Origin of the sequence: Rhodococcus sp. MALMAid1271 (genome assembly GCF_049195265.1) — a bacterium.
Lineage (GTDB): Bacteria > Actinomycetota > Actinomycetes > Mycobacteriales > Mycobacteriaceae > Rhodococcoides.
In genome coordinates, this window is the sequence record NZ_JBMIRQ010000111.1 from 63,106 (window position 1) to 77,683 (window position 14,578).

General features: G+C 66.2%; 16 protein-coding genes. 9 read left to right on the plus strand and 7 right to left on the minus strand.

Annotated features, from left to right (window positions below; all coding sequences use genetic code 11):
- Nucleotides 1-116 precede the first annotated feature (116 nt).
- The 6 genes from ACOQFP_RS21445 to ACOQFP_RS21470 are packed head-to-tail and all read left to right on the plus strand — an operon-like array spanning nt 117 to nt 5,089.
- The gene (locus ACOQFP_RS21445; RefSeq protein ID WP_341245123.1) at nt 117-1,127 is read left to right on the plus strand and encodes a metal ABC transporter solute-binding protein, Zn/Mn family; all 1,011 of its coding nucleotides are present in this window, start codon (nt 117-119) and stop codon (nt 1,125-1,127) included.
- Between the two features lie 31 nt (nt 1,128-1,158).
- Nucleotides 1,159-1,992: a metal ABC transporter ATP-binding protein gene (locus ACOQFP_RS21450; RefSeq protein WP_206490708.1), complete on the plus strand. Its 834-nt coding sequence runs from the start codon at nt 1,159-1,161 to the stop codon at nt 1,990-1,992.
- Nucleotides 1,989-2,867, plus strand: coding sequence for a metal ABC transporter permease (locus ACOQFP_RS21455; RefSeq protein WP_206490709.1), 879 nt, complete (start codon nt 1,989-1,991; stop codon nt 2,865-2,867). Before ACOQFP_RS21450 ends, ACOQFP_RS21455 begins: the two co-directional genes overlap by 4 nt.
- A 10-nt stretch (nt 2,868-2,877) precedes the next feature.
- Complete coding sequence (locus ACOQFP_RS21460; RefSeq protein ID WP_421585471.1) at nt 2,878-3,636, plus strand: LamB/YcsF family protein; 759 nt, start codon at nt 2,878-2,880, stop codon at nt 3,634-3,636.
- On the plus strand, nt 3,636-4,238 hold the full coding sequence (locus ACOQFP_RS21465; protein ID WP_421585472.1) for a 5-oxoprolinase subunit B family protein: 603 nt from the start codon (nt 3,636-3,638) through the stop codon (nt 4,236-4,238). The genes ACOQFP_RS21460 and ACOQFP_RS21465 overlap by 1 nt, the downstream gene beginning before the upstream one ends.
- Entirely contained in the window at nt 4,235-5,089 is an 855-nt protein-coding gene (locus ACOQFP_RS21470; protein WP_421585473.1) for a biotin-dependent carboxyltransferase family protein, read from the plus strand. The genes ACOQFP_RS21465 and ACOQFP_RS21470 overlap by 4 nt, the downstream gene beginning before the upstream one ends.
- Before the next feature lie 119 nt (nt 5,090-5,208).
- On the opposite strand, the gene rlmB is transcribed toward ACOQFP_RS21470, so the two are convergent.
- From rlmB to ACOQFP_RS21495, 5 genes are read right to left on the minus strand one after another with little or no spacing between them, the layout of a single operon-like run.
- Nucleotides 5,209-6,186, minus strand: coding sequence for a 23S rRNA (guanosine(2251)-2'-O)-methyltransferase RlmB (gene rlmB / locus ACOQFP_RS21475; RefSeq protein ID WP_206490713.1), 978 nt, complete (start codon nt 6,184-6,186; stop codon nt 5,209-5,211).
- Nucleotides 6,186-7,601, minus strand: a complete 1,416-nt coding sequence (gene cysS / locus ACOQFP_RS21480; RefSeq protein WP_341244140.1) for a cysteine--tRNA ligase — start codon at nt 7,599-7,601, stop codon at nt 6,186-6,188. Before cysS ends, rlmB begins: the two co-directional genes overlap by 1 nt.
- Before the next feature lie 23 nt (nt 7,602-7,624).
- Nucleotides 7,625-8,089 (minus strand): 2-C-methyl-D-erythritol 2,4-cyclodiphosphate synthase, encoded by a 465-nt coding sequence (gene ispF / locus ACOQFP_RS21485; protein WP_206490715.1) that lies wholly within the window; start codon nt 8,087-8,089, stop codon nt 7,625-7,627.
- Complete coding sequence (gene ispD, locus ACOQFP_RS21490; protein ID WP_421585474.1) at nt 8,086-8,763, minus strand: 2-C-methyl-D-erythritol 4-phosphate cytidylyltransferase; 678 nt, start codon at nt 8,761-8,763, stop codon at nt 8,086-8,088. Before ispD ends, ispF begins: the two co-directional genes overlap by 4 nt.
- Before the next feature lie 18 nt (nt 8,764-8,781).
- Nucleotides 8,782-9,270 carry a CarD family transcriptional regulator gene (locus tag ACOQFP_RS21495; protein WP_206490717.1) on the minus strand — a complete coding sequence of 163 codons (489 nt, stop codon included), beginning with the start codon at nt 9,268-9,270 and terminating at the stop codon, nt 8,782-8,784.
- Nucleotides 9,271-9,558: 288 nt separating this feature from the next.
- Here ACOQFP_RS21495 and ACOQFP_RS21500 point away from each other — a divergent pair, with 288 nt between their 5' ends.
- The 3 genes from ACOQFP_RS21500 to disA all read left to right on the plus strand — a co-directional run bounded on the left by ACOQFP_RS21500 (nt 9,559) and on the right by disA (nt 12,855).
- A complete protein-coding gene (locus ACOQFP_RS21500) occupies nt 9,559-10,167 on the plus strand; it encodes a hypothetical protein (RefSeq protein ID WP_206490718.1) in 609 nt (202 codons plus the stop codon).
- A gap of 55 nt (nt 10,168-10,222) precedes the next feature.
- Nucleotides 10,223-11,620 carry a DNA repair protein RadA gene (gene radA / locus ACOQFP_RS21505; RefSeq protein WP_341244142.1) on the plus strand — a complete coding sequence of 466 codons (1,398 nt, stop codon included), beginning with the start codon at nt 10,223-10,225 and terminating at the stop codon, nt 11,618-11,620.
- A 149-nt stretch (nt 11,621-11,769) separates the two neighbouring features.
- A complete protein-coding gene (disA, locus tag ACOQFP_RS21510) occupies nt 11,770-12,855 on the plus strand; it encodes a DNA integrity scanning diadenylate cyclase DisA (protein WP_206490720.1) in 1,086 nt (361 codons plus the stop codon).
- 28 nt (nt 12,856-12,883) lie between these two features.
- On the opposite strand, the gene ACOQFP_RS21515 is transcribed toward disA, so the two are convergent.
- Together ACOQFP_RS21515 and ACOQFP_RS21520 are read right to left on the minus strand one after the other, a co-directional pair.
- Entirely contained in the window at nt 12,884-13,753 is an 870-nt protein-coding gene (locus ACOQFP_RS21515; RefSeq protein ID WP_421585475.1) for an SCO6745 family protein, read from the minus strand.
- A 50-nt stretch (nt 13,754-13,803) separates the two neighbouring features.
- Nucleotides 13,804-14,553 carry a hypothetical protein gene (locus ACOQFP_RS21520; protein WP_341244144.1) on the minus strand — a complete coding sequence of 250 codons (750 nt, stop codon included), beginning with the start codon at nt 14,551-14,553 and terminating at the stop codon, nt 13,804-13,806.
- Nucleotides 14,554-14,578: the final 25 nt, after the last annotated feature.

Sequence of the window (14,578 nt, forward strand, 5' to 3'; positions counted from 1 at the left end):
CCGCAGGAAAACTCGCGGTCCTGATCGTCCGATTCGATCGCCGACCCCGGTGCGCGCTAGAGTACAACGGTAACGGTTTCCATTAACGTCTAGTCTCGCTCATCAGGAGTCCACCGATGTCGCCCATCTCTCGCCCGTCCGGGACCAAGCTCACTGCTCTAGTTGGCCTGACCTGCGCCGCAGCCCTCACTCTCAGCGCGTGTAGCTCCACCGAGACCGCGAGCACAGAGTCGGCCCCCGCGACCCCCGTCGACGGTCCGATCACGATTGTGGCGTCCACGAACGTGTGGGGAAGCGTCGCCGAGGCGGTTGCAGGCAACCTCGCGACCGTGACGTCGATCATCTCCGACCCCTCGGCCGACCCGCACTCCTACGAGGCGAGCCCGGCCGACGCCGCCTCGGTCGCAGAGGCCTCGCTGGTGGTCTACAACGGCGGTGGCTACGACCAGTTCATCGAGGACATCCTGGACTCCGAAGGCAAGAACGTGCCGTCGGTCGACGCCTTCTCCCTGCTCGACGAGAGCCACGATCACGATTCGGAGTCCAGCTCCGACACCGAAGCCCACACCACCTCCGAGGACGGCCACGCACACGGCGAGGTCAACGAACACGTGTGGTACAACGCCGAGGTCGCTGCCCACACCGCCGAGGAGATCGCCGACAAGCTCGGCCAGCTCGACCCGAGCAACGCCGCCCAGTACACCGCCAACGCCGAGACCTTCCACGAACAGGTCCACGCGATCACCGACGTGACCGACCAGATCGCCGCCGACTTCCCCGGTGCGCCGGTGGCACAGACCGAACCGATCGCGCATTACCTCCTCGAGGAGTCCGATCTCGACGATCGCACCCCCGAGGACTTCAAGGACTCCATCGAGGAAGGCAACGATCCGTCACCGGCGTCCATCGCGGCGACGCGAGATCTGTTCACGTCCAAGTCCGTTCGTGCACTGGTGTACAACATCCAGACCGAGGACGCGGTCACCCAGGACATTCGCTCCACCAGCGAGGCCGCGGGAATCCCCGTCGTCGAGGTGACCGAAACACTGCCCGCAGGCATGACCTACATCGAATGGCAGACCAAGGCTGCCAAGGATCTGCAGGCCGCGCTCACCACCGGTTCCTAGACCGATCCGGCGTGATGGAAAGCTGTAGTACATGTCTGCTGTAGAACTGCGCGACGCCGGTCTGGCGTTCGGCGAGCGCACCCTGTGGCAGAACCTGGATCTGACGGTCGAGAAGGGTGAATTCGTTGCCGTTCTCGGCCCCAACGGGTCCGGCAAGACGTCTCTGCTCAAAGTGCTGCTCGGGCAGAATCACCTCACCTCCGGCACGGCCGCGATCGGCGGCAACCCCGTCCGCCGCGGTCAGTCGGGTGTCGGGTACGTCCCCCAACAACGCAATATCGACGACGATCTGCCGCTGCGCGGACGCGATCTCGTCGGCCTGGGCTGGGACGGTCATCGGTGGGGCATGGGCCTGCGCGGTATGCGGCAGCGCAAGGAGACGGTGCAACGAGCGATCGACCAGGTCGATGCCAATTCGTTTGCAGGCGCGCCCGTCGGCTCGATGTCCGGAGGTGAGCAGCAGCGGCTGCGCATCGCCCAGGCCCTCGTCGGCGATCCATCGGTGCTGCTGTGTGACGAGCCCCTGCTCAGCCTCGATCTCGCCAACCAATCTCTGGTTTCGAGCCTCATCGATCGCCGACGACGCGAGCACGACACAGCAGTACTGTTCGTCACCCACGAGATCAATCCGATCCTTCCGTTGGTCGACCGCATCGTCTACATCGTCGACGGCCGGTTCCGGATCGGAACTCCCGAGGAAGTCATGACCACCGAGGTGCTGTCGGAGCTGTACCGCACCGAAGTCGAGGTACTGAAGGTTCGCGGTCGGCTCGTCGTCGTCGGAACCGGCGATTCGATCGATGCGCTCGGCTCGGCCGGGGCTCACCACCCGCCTGTGCCGCAGGACGGAGAAAGCACAGCATGAACGAGAAGGTTCTGGACGCATTCTCGAAGATGCTCGACTTCCACACCACCGCAAACCTGTTGACGTACGACTTCGTTCAGCAGGCACTGATCGCGGCCGCGATCCTCGGTCTGCTCGCAGGCGCACTCGGCCCGTTGATCGTCAGCCGCCAATGGGCTTTCGCCGTGCACGGATCGAGTGAGCTCTCGCTGACGGGTGCCTCGGCGGCTCTGCTCGTCGGCATCACCGTCGGACTGGGGGCCATCGTCGGATCCGTCGTCGCGGCGGTGATGTTCGCGCTCCTCGGCAACAAGGCCCGCGACCGCGACTCGGTGATCGGCGTCATCATGTCCTTCGGCCTCGGCCTGTCGGTGCTGTTCATCTGGCTCTATCCGGGCCGAACCGGCACCAGCTTCTCGCTGCTCATCGGTCAGATCGTCGGCGTCGGTCAGAGCGGTATCCAACTGTTGCTGGTGTGCGCTGTGGCGGTGCTCATCGTCCTCACCGTCGTCTACCGCCCGCTGCTGTTCGCCAGCACCGATCCCGAGGTGGCGCTTGCCCGCGGTGTCCCGGTTCGCGCACTCTCGGTGGTGTTCGCCGTGCTCGTCGGCGTCGCGTGCGCGCTCGGCGTTCAGATCGTCGGGGCACTTCTGGTTCTGTCGCTCCTCATCACTCCGGCCGCTGCCGCCGCTCGGGTGACCGCCAGCCCGCTCAAGGCGACGCTGCTGTCCATCCTGTTCGCGGAGATCGCCGCTGTCGGGGGGATCCTGCTCTCGCTCGCTCCCGGTCTGCCGGTCTCGACGTTCGTCACGACCATCTCGTTCGTGATCTACCTGATCTGCCGCGCGATCGGCGGAGCACGCAAGGCCAGCTCCGGACGGCTGGTTGCCGCATAGGATGTCGAGGGTGACGTCCATCGACCTCAACGCCGATCTCGGCGAAAGCTACGGCGCGTGGACTCTCGGCGACGACGACGCCATGCTCGCCCTCGTCTCGAGTGCCAACGTCGCCTGCGGGTTTCACGCCGGTGACCCGACCACTCTGCTGCGCACGTGCCGCTCGGCGTCGAACGCCGCCGTGCGAATCGGAGCGCAGGTCGGCTATCACGACCTCGCCGGGTTCGGTCGTCGCTTCCTCGATATCTCCCCTGCCGACCTCACCGCCGATGTGATCTATCAAATGGGCGCTCTCGACGCGCTCGCCCAGGTCGCCGGCTCGGCCATTGCCTACGTCAAACCGCATGGGGCGCTGTACAACGCGATCGTGCACCACCGCGAGCAGGCCAAAGCCGTGGTCGACGCCGTCACCGCGTACGACGCGACGCTGCCGGTCCTCGGGCTCCCCGGTTCGGTGTTCCTCGAGGAGGCCGAGCGGGCCGGGCTCCGCACTGTCGCAGAGGCTTTCGCAGACCGCGCCTACACCCCGCAGGGGACGCTGGTCTCGCGCTCGGAGCCCGGCGCGGTGCTCTCCGACCCCGACGCGGTCGCGCAGCGGGTCTTGATGATGGTCACCGACGGCACCGTCGCAGCGGTGGACGGCTCGCGGGTCGACGTCCGGGCCGAGTCGATCTGCTTGCACGGCGACTCACCCGGTGCGGTCGCGATGGCCACCGCGGTATCGACGATGCTGCGCACCAACGATATCGACGTCACCGCCTTCGTCTGATGCGTATCCTCTCGGCCGGTGAGAGCGCTGTGCTCGTCGAGTTCGACGGACTGGACGAGACGATGGCCCACTATCGCGCGCTGGCAGCCGACCCGCCATTTGCTGTCATCGATCTGGTTCCTGCCGCGCGGAGCGTGCTGGTGATGTTCGACGGGACGAGGCAGCCGGTCCTGGACTGGATCTCGGCCACCGACCCCGTCGACCCGAGCACGGCAGACCGGACCGAGACCGTCACGATCGAGGTGGTCTACGACGGCGCAGACCTCGACGCGGTTGCCCGCCTGACCGGCCTGTCCACCGCGGACGTCGTTGCAGCTCACACCGGTCAGAGGTGGACGGTGGCATTCGGCGGCTTCGCGCCCGGTTTCGGCTACCTCGTCGGCAGCGACTCGCGACTGCACGTCCCGCGCCGCACATCGCCGCGGACCAGCGTTCCTCCTGGTTCGGTGGGGCTGGCAGGGGAGTTCTCGGGCATCTATCCGCGGCCGTCCCCGGGCGGGTGGCAGCTGATCGGGCACACCGACGCGCAGTTGTGGAATCTCGATCGGGATCCACCGGCCCTGCTGCGCCCGGGCACCGAAGTCAGATTCGAGCAAGCATGAAAGCCCTCACCATCGTGCAGCCCGGGCCGCTGTGCACCGTCCAGGATCGGGGCAGGCCGGGGCACGCGTCGATCGGAGTGGGGCGCTCGGGTGCTGCGGATCTGCGCTCGCACGATGCAGCGAACAGACTGGTGGGCAACAACTCCGACGCCGCCACTCTGGAAGTGACGTTCGGCGGTCTCCGCCTGCGTGCCGAGTTCGACGTTCTGATCGCCGTTACCGGGGCGCATGTGATCTGCCGCGTGGACGGCACCGTGCAGGGACTGCATTCGACGCTCGCGGTCCGAGCCGGTCAGGAACTCGAATTGTCCACACCTACCTGGGGCCTGCGCAGCTATCTGGCCGTGCGGGGTGGGATCGACGTCCCGGCAGTTCTCGGTAGCCGTGCGACGGACACGATGTCCGGTCTCGGGCCTGCGGCGATCTCCCCCGGCGACGTGCTCGCCATCGGCGACGACAGCGAGCTGTGGCCCGCCGCGGACTTCGTGCCGCCGCCGTCGAACGGGGCCACACTGCACGTCACGTTCGGGCCGCGCGAGAACTGGTTCACCGAACGGGCCAGGTCGCTTCTGCTGGCACAGCCGTGGACGGTCACGCAGGACACCGATCGAGTCGGGATCAGGCTCGACGGCTCCGAGCCGCTGACCCGTGCCATCGACAGCGAATTGCCCAGCGAAGGAACGATTCTCGGATCCCTACAGGTGCCGCCGTCCGGGCAGCCGGTGCTCTTTCTCGCCGACCACCCCGTCACCGGCGGCTACCCGGTGATCGCCGTCGTCACCGCGGCAGACGTGTGCGCCGCAGCGCAACTCACGCCGGGAACGACCGTCCATTTCCGCCGGGCCCACTGATCCCCGCCGCTGCCGATCGACCGGCGCGCCCGTTCTGCAGACCTCACACCCGCAATCACGCGAGAGCCGGTGTGTGAGGTCGCCACAAAGGGTGTGAGGTTCGCGAGGAGAACGTCCGACTACGCCCGACGCTGCCGCGCGATATCGGCCAGCACGACGCCCGCGGCCACGGATGCGTTGAGCGATTCCACCGGCCCAGCCATCGGGATCGACAGGATGTGATCGCAGGTCTCGCTGACCAGACGCGACAGGCCCTTGCCCTCGGATCCGACGACGATGACGACCGGACCTGTGCCGTCGAAGGTGTCGAGGTCGGTGTCGCCGCCAGCGTCGAGGCCGACAACCGTGACACCCTTGGACTGCCAATCCTTCAGTGTGCGAGTCAGATTGACTGCGCGTGCGATCGGAAGCCGCGCAGCCGCGCCTGCGCTGGTCCGCCACGCGACGGCCGACACGCTCGCGCTGCGACGCTGCGGGATCACGACGCCGTGGCCGCCGAACGCACCCACTGAGCGCACCACCGCGCCGAGATTGCGTGGGTCGGTGATGTTGTCGAGAGCCACGAACAGCGCGGGCTCCTGATGCGTGCGCGCGTTCGAGAGCAGATCGTCGGGGTGCGCGTAGCGGTAGGGCGGCACCTGCAGCGCAAGGCCCTGGTGTAATCCGTTGGCGCTGAGCTTGTCCAGGTCCGAGCGGGGAACCTCGAGGATGGAGATGCGTGCGTCTCCGGCCCGTTGAACGGCTTCCTTGAGCCGCTCGTCACTGTCGGTACCCACGGCGACCCACAGGGCCGTCGCAGGCACTCCCGCGCGCAGGCACTCCACAACCGGGTTGCGGCCGAGCACTACCTCGGGGCCGTCCTCTGCCTTGCGTCCGGCCGGTCGGCCACCCGCCCGGCCTGCTCCGCCGCGGTTCTGTGCGGACTTCTCCGCGAGCTTGGCCCGACGCGCAGCGGGATGTTTGGTGCGCTCGGACGCAGGTGGCGTAGCGCCTCGCCCTTCGAGACCCTTACGACGCTTGCCTCCGGAACCGGCGACCTGCCCCTTCTTGGTGCCGTCCTTGCGGACTGCGCCGCGTCTACTCGAATTGCCTGCCATCACAAACCTGCTTCGTCGGTCTTGCTCGTACCCAGCGACCATTCGGGCCCGTTGGGTGTATCTGTCACGTCTACCCCGGCCTGAGCCAGTCTTGTTCGTATGTCGTCTGCGGCGGCCCAGTCCTTGGTCGCCTTTGCCGTTGCTCGACGCTCGAGCTCGGCCTCGACCAGAACGCCGAGGGCGCTGAGAGCTGCTGCGTCGGAACCACTGTCGTTGGTCCAGTGGGGATCGAGCGGGTCGACGCCCAGGATGTCCAGCATCGCCCGCACACTGCCTGCGTACTCCACTGCCGCCGGTAGATCGCCGGACTCGAGCGCGGTATTGCCGAGCGTGACGGTGGCGTGAATCTCGGCCAACGCCTTGGGAACTCCCAAGTCGTCATCGAGGGCCTCGGCAAATCCGGTGGTCCACTTGCCCATCGGTACCTCACCGGCCCGTTCGACGGCTCGCTTGACGAACCCTTCGATGCCCCGATACGTCACGGCGGCGGTCTCGAGCGCCGTATCGGAGTACTCGAGCATCGAGCGATAGTGCGCGCCGCCGAGATAGAACCGAAGCTCTTGCGGCCGAACATTTTTGAGCACATTCGGTACCGAGAGAACATTGCCGAGAGATTTCGACATCTTCTCTCCGCCCATCGTCACCCAGCCGTTGTGCAGCCAGTACCGCGAGAAGCCGTCACCGGCCGCCATCGACTGCGCCCGCTCGTTCTCGTGGTGCGGGAACACCAGATCGAGCCCTCCGCAGTGAATGTCGAAATCCGCACCGAGGTAGTTCTCGGCCATGGCCGAGCATTCGAGGTGCCAGCCCGGACGGCCGTCACCCCACGGCGTCGGCCACGACGGCTCGCCGGGCTTCGCGCCCTTCCACAGAGTGAAGTCGCGGGGATCACGCTTGCCCTCCGCGACGCTCTCACCCTGGTGCACGTCGTCGAGCTTGTGACCGGACAGCGCGCCGTACCCCGGAAAGCTCTGCACGGAGAAGTACACGTCCCCGCACTCGTCGGCGTAGGCGTGACCGCGTTCGATCAAACGCTCGATCAACTGGACCATCTGTGTGATGTGCCCGGTGGCGCGCGGCTCCGCCGACGGCGGCAGTACCCCGAGTCGGTCGTAGGCCCAGGTGAAGGAACGCTCGTACGTCGCAGCCCACTCCCACCACGGACGACCGGCGTCTCGGGCCTTGTTCAGAATCTTGTCGTCGATGTCGGTCACATTGCGAACGAAGGCGACGTCGTAATCGTGCGCCAGCAACCACCGCCGCAGTACGTCGAAGGCGACACCGCTACGCACATGGCCGATATGAGGTTCGCCCTGCACCGTCGCCCCACACAGGTACACCGATGCATGGCCAGGGACCAAGGGGGTGAATTCCCGCAAGGCCCTCGTCTCGGTGTCGTGTAGGTGAAGGGTCACGACCAGCAATGCTACCGGTGGTATTACCCCGTCACGACAAGTGCGGTCGCGACGGCCGCGATTCCTTCACCTCGGCCGGTCAGCCCGAGGCCGTCGGTGGTGGTCGCAGACACCGATACCGGTGCACCGAGCACGCGGGAGAGAACCTCCTGCGCTTCGACGCGGCGCGGCCCGATCTTCGGCCGATTACCGATGATCTGCACCGCCGCGTTCTCGATCGCGTACCCGTCGGCGTCGAGCAGACGTTTGACCTCGGTCAACATTGCCGCTCCGCTGACCCCGTCCCATTCCGGACGCCCAGTGCCGAACACCGAACCGAGATCGCCCAGGCCCGCCGCCGACAGCAACGCGTCGCACAGGGCGTGGGCGGCGACGTCTCCGTCGGAATGCCCGTCGAGCCCATCCGCGTCCTCGAACAGCAAGCCGGCCAGCCAACACGGCCGACCGGGCGCGATGGGATGAACATCGGTGCCGATGCCGACTCTCATAGTTCGCCTTTCACGAGCGCCTTCGCCAGCAGCAGATCGAGTGGGGTGGTGATCTTGAACGCGAGCTCGTCGCCGATGATGGTGTGCACCGTCTCGCCGATGCGCTCCACCAAGCCCGCGTCGTCGGTGGAGATGTCCGTGGTCGCGTCGTAGGCGCGGCGTAGCACCTCGGCGGCGAAGCCCTGAGGGGTCTGCACCGAGCGCAGACTCGCGCGATCGGGGGTGCCGATCACCGCGCCCATGATGTCGACGGATTTGATCGTGTCGACGACCGGAAGGACCGGGATGACGGCGGAGCGGCCTGCTCGTACCTCGGCCACGACGCGAGCGATCAACGTCGGCGGGGTCAGTGCGCGAGCGGCGTCGTGGACGAGCACGACGGCGGCGTCGCCGACGGCATCGAGGCCGGCTCGCACCGAATCGGTGCGCTCGAGACCACCTGCCACGACGATCACATCGGCACCGACATGGTCACGGGCGGCATCGACCAGATCCGCAGGAACGATGACGACGATGCGATCGACCGCACCGGAGGCTCGAAGCCCGTCCACGGACCGCGTCAGAAGAGAGTCGGTACCCAGACAGACGAATGCCTTCGGCTCGTCGAATCCGAGCCGAAGGCCTTTGCCTGCAGCGGGTACCAGGGCGACCACGTCGCCGGAAGTACCGTTCACTCTGAGAAAACTGTCGATCTACGACGCTGTTGCGAGAACTTCGTCGAGCATGGTGTCGGCCTTGGCCTGGTCGGTTCCTTCCGCCAGTGCCAGCTCACCGACCAGAATCTGACGTGCCTTGGCGAGCATGCGCTTCTCGCCTGCCGACAGTCCACGATCCTGTTCGCGTCGCCACAGATCGCGGACGACCTCGGCTACCTTGTTGACGTCACCGGAAGCCAGCTTCTCCAGGTTCGCCTTGTAGCGGCGCGACCAGTTGGTGGGCTCTTCGGTGTGCGGTGCGCGGAGCACCTGGAAGACTCTGTCGAGGCCTTCTTGCCCGACGACGTCGCGAACGCCTACGTACTCCGCATTGTCTGCGGGGACTCGAACGGTGAGGTCGCCTTGCGCAACCTTCAGAACGAGATACTCTCTCGGTTCACCCTTGATGGTGCGTGTCTCTATCGCTTCGATCAGCGCCGCTCCGTGATGGGGGTAAACGACGGTGTCTCCGACCTTGAAAATCATGTGACAAGTGCCCCTTTCGATTTACCCAGAATACCACGCCCAATATCAACGGTGCAGGTCAGGGGCATAGTGGCACCGAATCAGGGGTTGACACAGACGCGGCGACGTGTATCCGGGGCCACATCGAGGACCGTGCCGTTCCGCATCCTCACTTGGCGGCAGGCACCCTTACCTGGCATCCTTCGGCCGGTGGTGGACCCCACGAGCGGCCGGTGGACGAGAACTACTACTCTCCCTAGTGGACAATATGGACCGAGCCGGCCCGGCACCACATGGAGGACGACCGAAGTGACTGCAATCGACGCTGCGACACCGCTTGGCCGCCACCGCAGAACGGCCGCCGCCCTCGCTCTTCTGGCCGGAGGTGCGTTGGCCCTCACTGCGTGCGGCGCAGGTCAGATTTCCCAGACGGCAAGTCAGGTGGCCGCGGTCAACGGCAACTCCGTTGATGTCGGAGACATTCAACTGCGCAATGTCCATGTGGTGTACCCCAACTCGGAGGAATACAGCATCGAGCCGGGCGGCACCGTCGAGCTCGGCTTCACGGCCATCAACTCCAGCCCGGCCGTCACCGACGAACTGACCGACATCTCCTCTCCCGAGGCTCAGATCACCATCGTCGACGAAGCGGAATCGGGCAGCAACGAGATCCAGCCGTTGACTGCTCTCGGTGCAGGCTCACCCGCGGACACTCAGCTCGACGATCCGCTGGTGCCGATCCAGCTGATCAAGGTCGAGATGGCAGACATCAGCGAAAATGTTCGGCCCGGCCTGACGCTGCCGGTCACCTTCGAGTTCGCGAATGCAGGCGAGGTCGTCGTCAACGTACCGGTCGATGCAGGGCACGAGCTGGAGCGTTCCGAGGACGCAGTCACCGAGCACAGCGGAGGACACTGACCCCTCGCGGCCCAGGTCGCGCGGTACTGTCGGTGCCGATCGTTAGGCTCCCGGCGTGGTCAAACTGAAGTCGAGCTACCGCTGTTCCGCATGTCATCACTCCGTCTCGAAGTGGGTCGGCCGCTGTCCCGAATGCGGCGACTGGGGCTCGATGGACGAGGTGGCGGCCACCGCAGCTCCGCTGACGTCTCGTGCAGGCGCGTCTGCACTGCGTTCCGGGGGCGGGGCCATGATCCCGACGACGCCTGCGGCCGCTCTGACCACCATCAGCAGCGCCACCTCGCAGGCCAACACCACCGGTATCGACGAGTTCGACCGCGTCCTCGGCGGCGGATTGGTGCCCGGTTCGGTGGTGCTGCTTGCCGGTGAACCCGGAGTCGGCAAATCCACCCTGCTACTCGAGGTGGTTCACCGTTGGGCCCGCTCGGCACCGGATCGACGCGCGCTCTACGTCACGGGCGAGGAGTCCGCGGGGCAGGTCCGGTTGCGTGCCGACCGCACCGGTGCCGTGCACGAGCGCGTCTTTCTCGCCGCCGAGTCGGATCTGGCCACTGTGTTCGGACACGTGGAACAGGTCGCGCCGAGCCTGCTGATCGTCGATTCGGTACAGACGATGCTCGCCGCGGACGTCGACGGCGTCATCGGCGGTGTCACCCAGGTTCGCGCCATCACCAGCGCCTTGACCACGCTGGCCAAAACCACCGGAGTCGCGGTACTGCTCGTCGGACACGTCACCAAGGAAGGCGCGGTGGCCGGCCCGCGTTCCCTCGAGCATCTGGTCGATGTGGTGCTCAATTTCGAGGGTGACAAGCACTCCACCCTGCGGATGATTCGCGGAGTCAAGAATCGGTTCGGTGCCTCCGACGAGGTCGGATGCTTCGAGTTGCGGGAGACCGGAATCGTGGGCATCAGCGATCCATCCGGATTGTTCCTGCATCACCGAGGCGACTCGGTACCCGGGACGGCCGTCACCGTCACCATGGACGGCAAACGGCCGTTGCTGGCGGAGCTGCAGGCCCTGATCGTCGACACCGCGATGCCCTCTCCCAGGCGTGCGGTCAGCGGACTCGACCATGCCCGCGTGGCGATGATCCTGGCCGTCCTCGAACGGCGGTGCGGGGTCAGGGTGTCCAAGGCCGAGGTCTATGCGGCCACCGTCGGTGGCATGCGTACCAGCGAACCCTCGGCCGATCTTGCGCTCGCGGCCGCTGTGGCGTCCGCCGTTCGCGATCAGCCCCTGCCCTCGGGCATGGTCATTCTGGGCGAGGTCGGTCTGGCAGGAGAGGTGCGCCGCGTCGCGGGGTTGGGTCGCCGTCTCGCCGAAGCTGCGCGCCTGGGCTTCAACTACGCCATCGTTCCCCAGGACGCCGGACCCATCCCCGACGGTATCAAGGTCAAGACAGTCACCAACGTCGGCGAGGCGTTGACCTACACACGTATGCGACCCGTATGACGGGCCCGTATGACACCGGGCAGTATTCTTTATCGGGCTGTCCGCACGGAGCAGCGCAGTAGTGTTTGTTCGCACGCGAAGTATCCACAGCACGAGCTGAGATCCACTGCGTTCGGTCGACACGCTGACACGACACGAGGGGGTTGGCCATGGACAGCTCGACACCGTCCCCAGCGTTGCGCGAGACCATCGCCCGGCTCGCACCGGGAACTGCCTTGCGTGACGGTCTCGAACGAATTCTGCGGGGGCGCACGGGCGGATTGATCGTTCTCGGCTACGACGAGGAAGTCGAGTCGATCTGCGACGGCGGTTTCGAGCTCGATGTCGAGTTCGCACCGACCAGGCTGCGTGAGTTGTCCAAAATGGATGGCGCAGTAGTGCTTTCGACCGACTGCACGCGCATCGTTCGCTCCAACGTCCAGCTGGTACCGGACCACACGATCCCCACCGTCGAGTCCGGTACCCGGCACCGCGCCGCCGAGCGCACCGCGATGCAGACCGGGTATCCCGTGGTCTCCGTGAGTCAGTCGATGAGCATCGTCAGCGTCTACATCGGCGGCATCAGACACGTCGTCGAGGGCTCGGCCACCATCCTCTCGCGCGCCAATCAGGCCGTTGCCACCCTCGAGCGTTACAAGGCGCGGCTGGACGAGAACACGCGGCAACTCTCGGTCGTCGAGATCGAAGACTTCGTGACCTTGCGCGATGCGTTGACCGTCGCACAGCGGCTGGAGATGGTGCGGCGAGTGTCGGTGGAGATCGAGCAGAACGTCCTCGAACTCGGCACCGACGGACGCCAGCTCGCCCTTCAGCTCGAGGAACTGTTGGGCGACAACGACGTCGATCGTCAGCTGATCGTGCGAGACTACTTGGCCGGTAACGAACCGTCGAGCACCACCGGGGTGGAGAAGGCACTCGCCGCCCTCGACAAGCTGACCGATGTCGATTTGCTGGACCTGACGACTCTCGCTCGCGCGTTCGGCTATCCCGCGACCATCGAGGCCCTCGACACCCCGATGAGTCCCCGGGGGTACCGAGTACTGACCCGGGTTCCGCGACTGCAGTTCAGCCAGATCCACCGTCTCGTCGGCGCGTTCGGCACGCTGCAGGGGCTGCTCGCCGCCACCGCCGCCGACCTGCAATCGGTCGACGGCATCGGTGGGCTGTGGGCCAGGCACATCCGAGAAGGTCTGTCCCGGCTGGCCGAGGCCTCGATCTCGGGGCCGTACGACTAGAACACCGTACGACTTGTCAAGACCTTGTTCAGCGCTTCTTGGTCCCCGGTAGGAACCCGGCGTCGATCACGGCTTTCACGTACGGTCGCACACTGGTGATCAGCTCCTCGGCATCCGGGACATCGCGCCAGACGGCCGAGGCCATCACATCGGTGCGCTCCTCGATGTGATGGTCGAGCGCGACCCCGTCCTCTGTCAGCGTCTCTCCCTCGGAGGAGATGGTGAGCAGCCCGCGTGTCGCGAGTCGTTCTGCAGCACTTCCCCATTCGCTTTCGGACCACTGCCGCGTCAGCTGCGTGATCCGCTTGCCGAGTGCTCGACGGCCGGGCTCCGGTGCGGTGCGGTGCGCCTCGTGGAAAACGGCGGCTTCCGTGGGATCGAGTTCCGAGTCGATCAATGCAGCGAGGTGCCCGTCCCCACGCCACTCACGCAGAACGGTTATCGAGTGCCACAGGGCGAGGTGTGGTACCTCGGGGCGATCGGCGGCATGCCACGCGGCCGAGAGCGGTCGTCCTGCGAAGGATGCCGCGTCGCCGATCTCACGCAGACGATCCGCGATCGTCGCGATCTCCTTGTCTGCGGCGAGGGTGCCCAGGGCGGTGCCGATGACCGAATCCAGCAGCGTCCATCGACGTTCGGAGATCGTGTCGAGACCGACGGCCACGGCGGCCGGCCAGACGCGCTCGATGAGCGCCGGGTTGAAGTTGTAGAACGCCGCAGCAACGACGCTCGGTGCGCACTGCCCCATCGGGGCAGCGCGTGCACCGACGTACCACGCGTGACCGTCGAGACCGGTGTCCTCGTACGCCGACGCCAGCTCCGGATTGAAATAGGAGGTGACGTGGAAAGGCTCGAGGGTTCGGTAGGCGGCGCGGGCGAGCGCGGTCGGCGTGGTCATGACTACCGAACATACTCGAGAGCGCCCCGCTGCGGAGCCGGAGCCGACAGTCAGCCGGTGATGTTGAACGGCTCCGGCACGCTCTTGAGCTCGCCGAGTTGCGCGATCGCCTGGTAGGCACCGACGCCGACGGGGATGCGTTCGTCGCCGCATCCGGGAACCGAATTGGTTCCGGACCACTTGACCGTGAAACCTGCTTGCTCGCCCGGCTTGAACGTCCGGAGATCGGATGCCGCGTTGGGGAAGCAATCGATGTTTGACCAGATGCGCTGATTGTCGAGGGTGTAGACGAGCGCTTGCTGCAATCCGGCACCGACATCGCGTTGGCATTCGGTCGAACCGATGTTGGTGATGATCACCGTGAACACAGGCTCTTCACCCAGCCGGTAGGTGGCCTTGTCGGGCGTCACCTTGATCGCGAGGGACTGATCCGGGCACTGGTTGGAGATCACCGGGGCCGGCGCACCGCTGTCGGTCGCCGCCGTGGAACCACCGCCGGCGGAGTCGGAACCGCCGCCGGAGCCCCCGGAACCCGAACCACCGGAACCGCCCGAACCACCCGACCCGCCGCCTGAGCCTCCGGAATCGCCGGGGGTGGCAGTGGAGCTCGGTGACGGCAGAGCCGAGGTGGTGGACGGTGCGACGACACCGGCGGGAGCGGCTTCGGGGTCGTCGGAGCGGCCACTGAGCGAGGCGATGAACCACACGATCAAGCCCAGGACGACAACGGCCGCACCGATGGCGAGCGCGCGGCGTCGCCAGTAGATTTCGGGAGGCAATGGCCCGGTCGGTTCCAACACGAATCAACCGTATGCGGCCGGAGGC

What these genes read in the sequence shown, in the direction of transcription:
- ACOQFP_RS21450 (WP_206490708.1), top strand. Translation starts at nt 1,159, where the DNA reads ATGTCTGCTGTAGAACTGCGCGACGCCGGTCTGGCGTTCGGCGAGCGC.
- ACOQFP_RS21455 (WP_206490709.1), top strand. Translation starts at nt 1,989, where the DNA reads ATGAACGAGAAGGTTCTGGACGCATTCTCGAAGATGCTCGACTTCCAC.
- ispF (WP_206490715.1), bottom strand. Translation starts at nt 8,089, where the DNA reads ATGAGAGTCGGCATCGGCACCGATGTTCATCCCATCGCGCCCGGTCGG.
- ACOQFP_RS21445 (WP_341245123.1), top strand. Translation starts at nt 117, where the DNA reads ATGTCGCCCATCTCTCGCCCGTCCGGGACCAAGCTCACTGCTCTAGTT.
- ACOQFP_RS21465 (WP_421585472.1), top strand. Translation starts at nt 3,636, where the DNA reads ATGCGTATCCTCTCGGCCGGTGAGAGCGCTGTGCTCGTCGAGTTCGAC.
- ACOQFP_RS21495 (WP_206490717.1), bottom strand. Translation starts at nt 9,270, where the DNA reads ATGATTTTCAAGGTCGGAGACACCGTCGTTTACCCCCATCACGGAGCG.
- disA (WP_206490720.1), top strand. Translation starts at nt 11,770, where the DNA reads ATGGACAGCTCGACACCGTCCCCAGCGTTGCGCGAGACCATCGCCCGG.
- ACOQFP_RS21470 (WP_421585473.1), top strand. Translation starts at nt 4,235, where the DNA reads ATGAAAGCCCTCACCATCGTGCAGCCCGGGCCGCTGTGCACCGTCCAG.
- rlmB (WP_206490713.1), bottom strand. Translation starts at nt 6,186, where the DNA reads ATGGCAGGCAATTCGAGTAGACGCGGCGCAGTCCGCAAGGACGGCACC.
- ACOQFP_RS21515 (WP_421585475.1), bottom strand. Translation starts at nt 13,753, where the DNA reads ATGACCACGCCGACCGCGCTCGCCCGCGCCGCCTACCGAACCCTCGAG.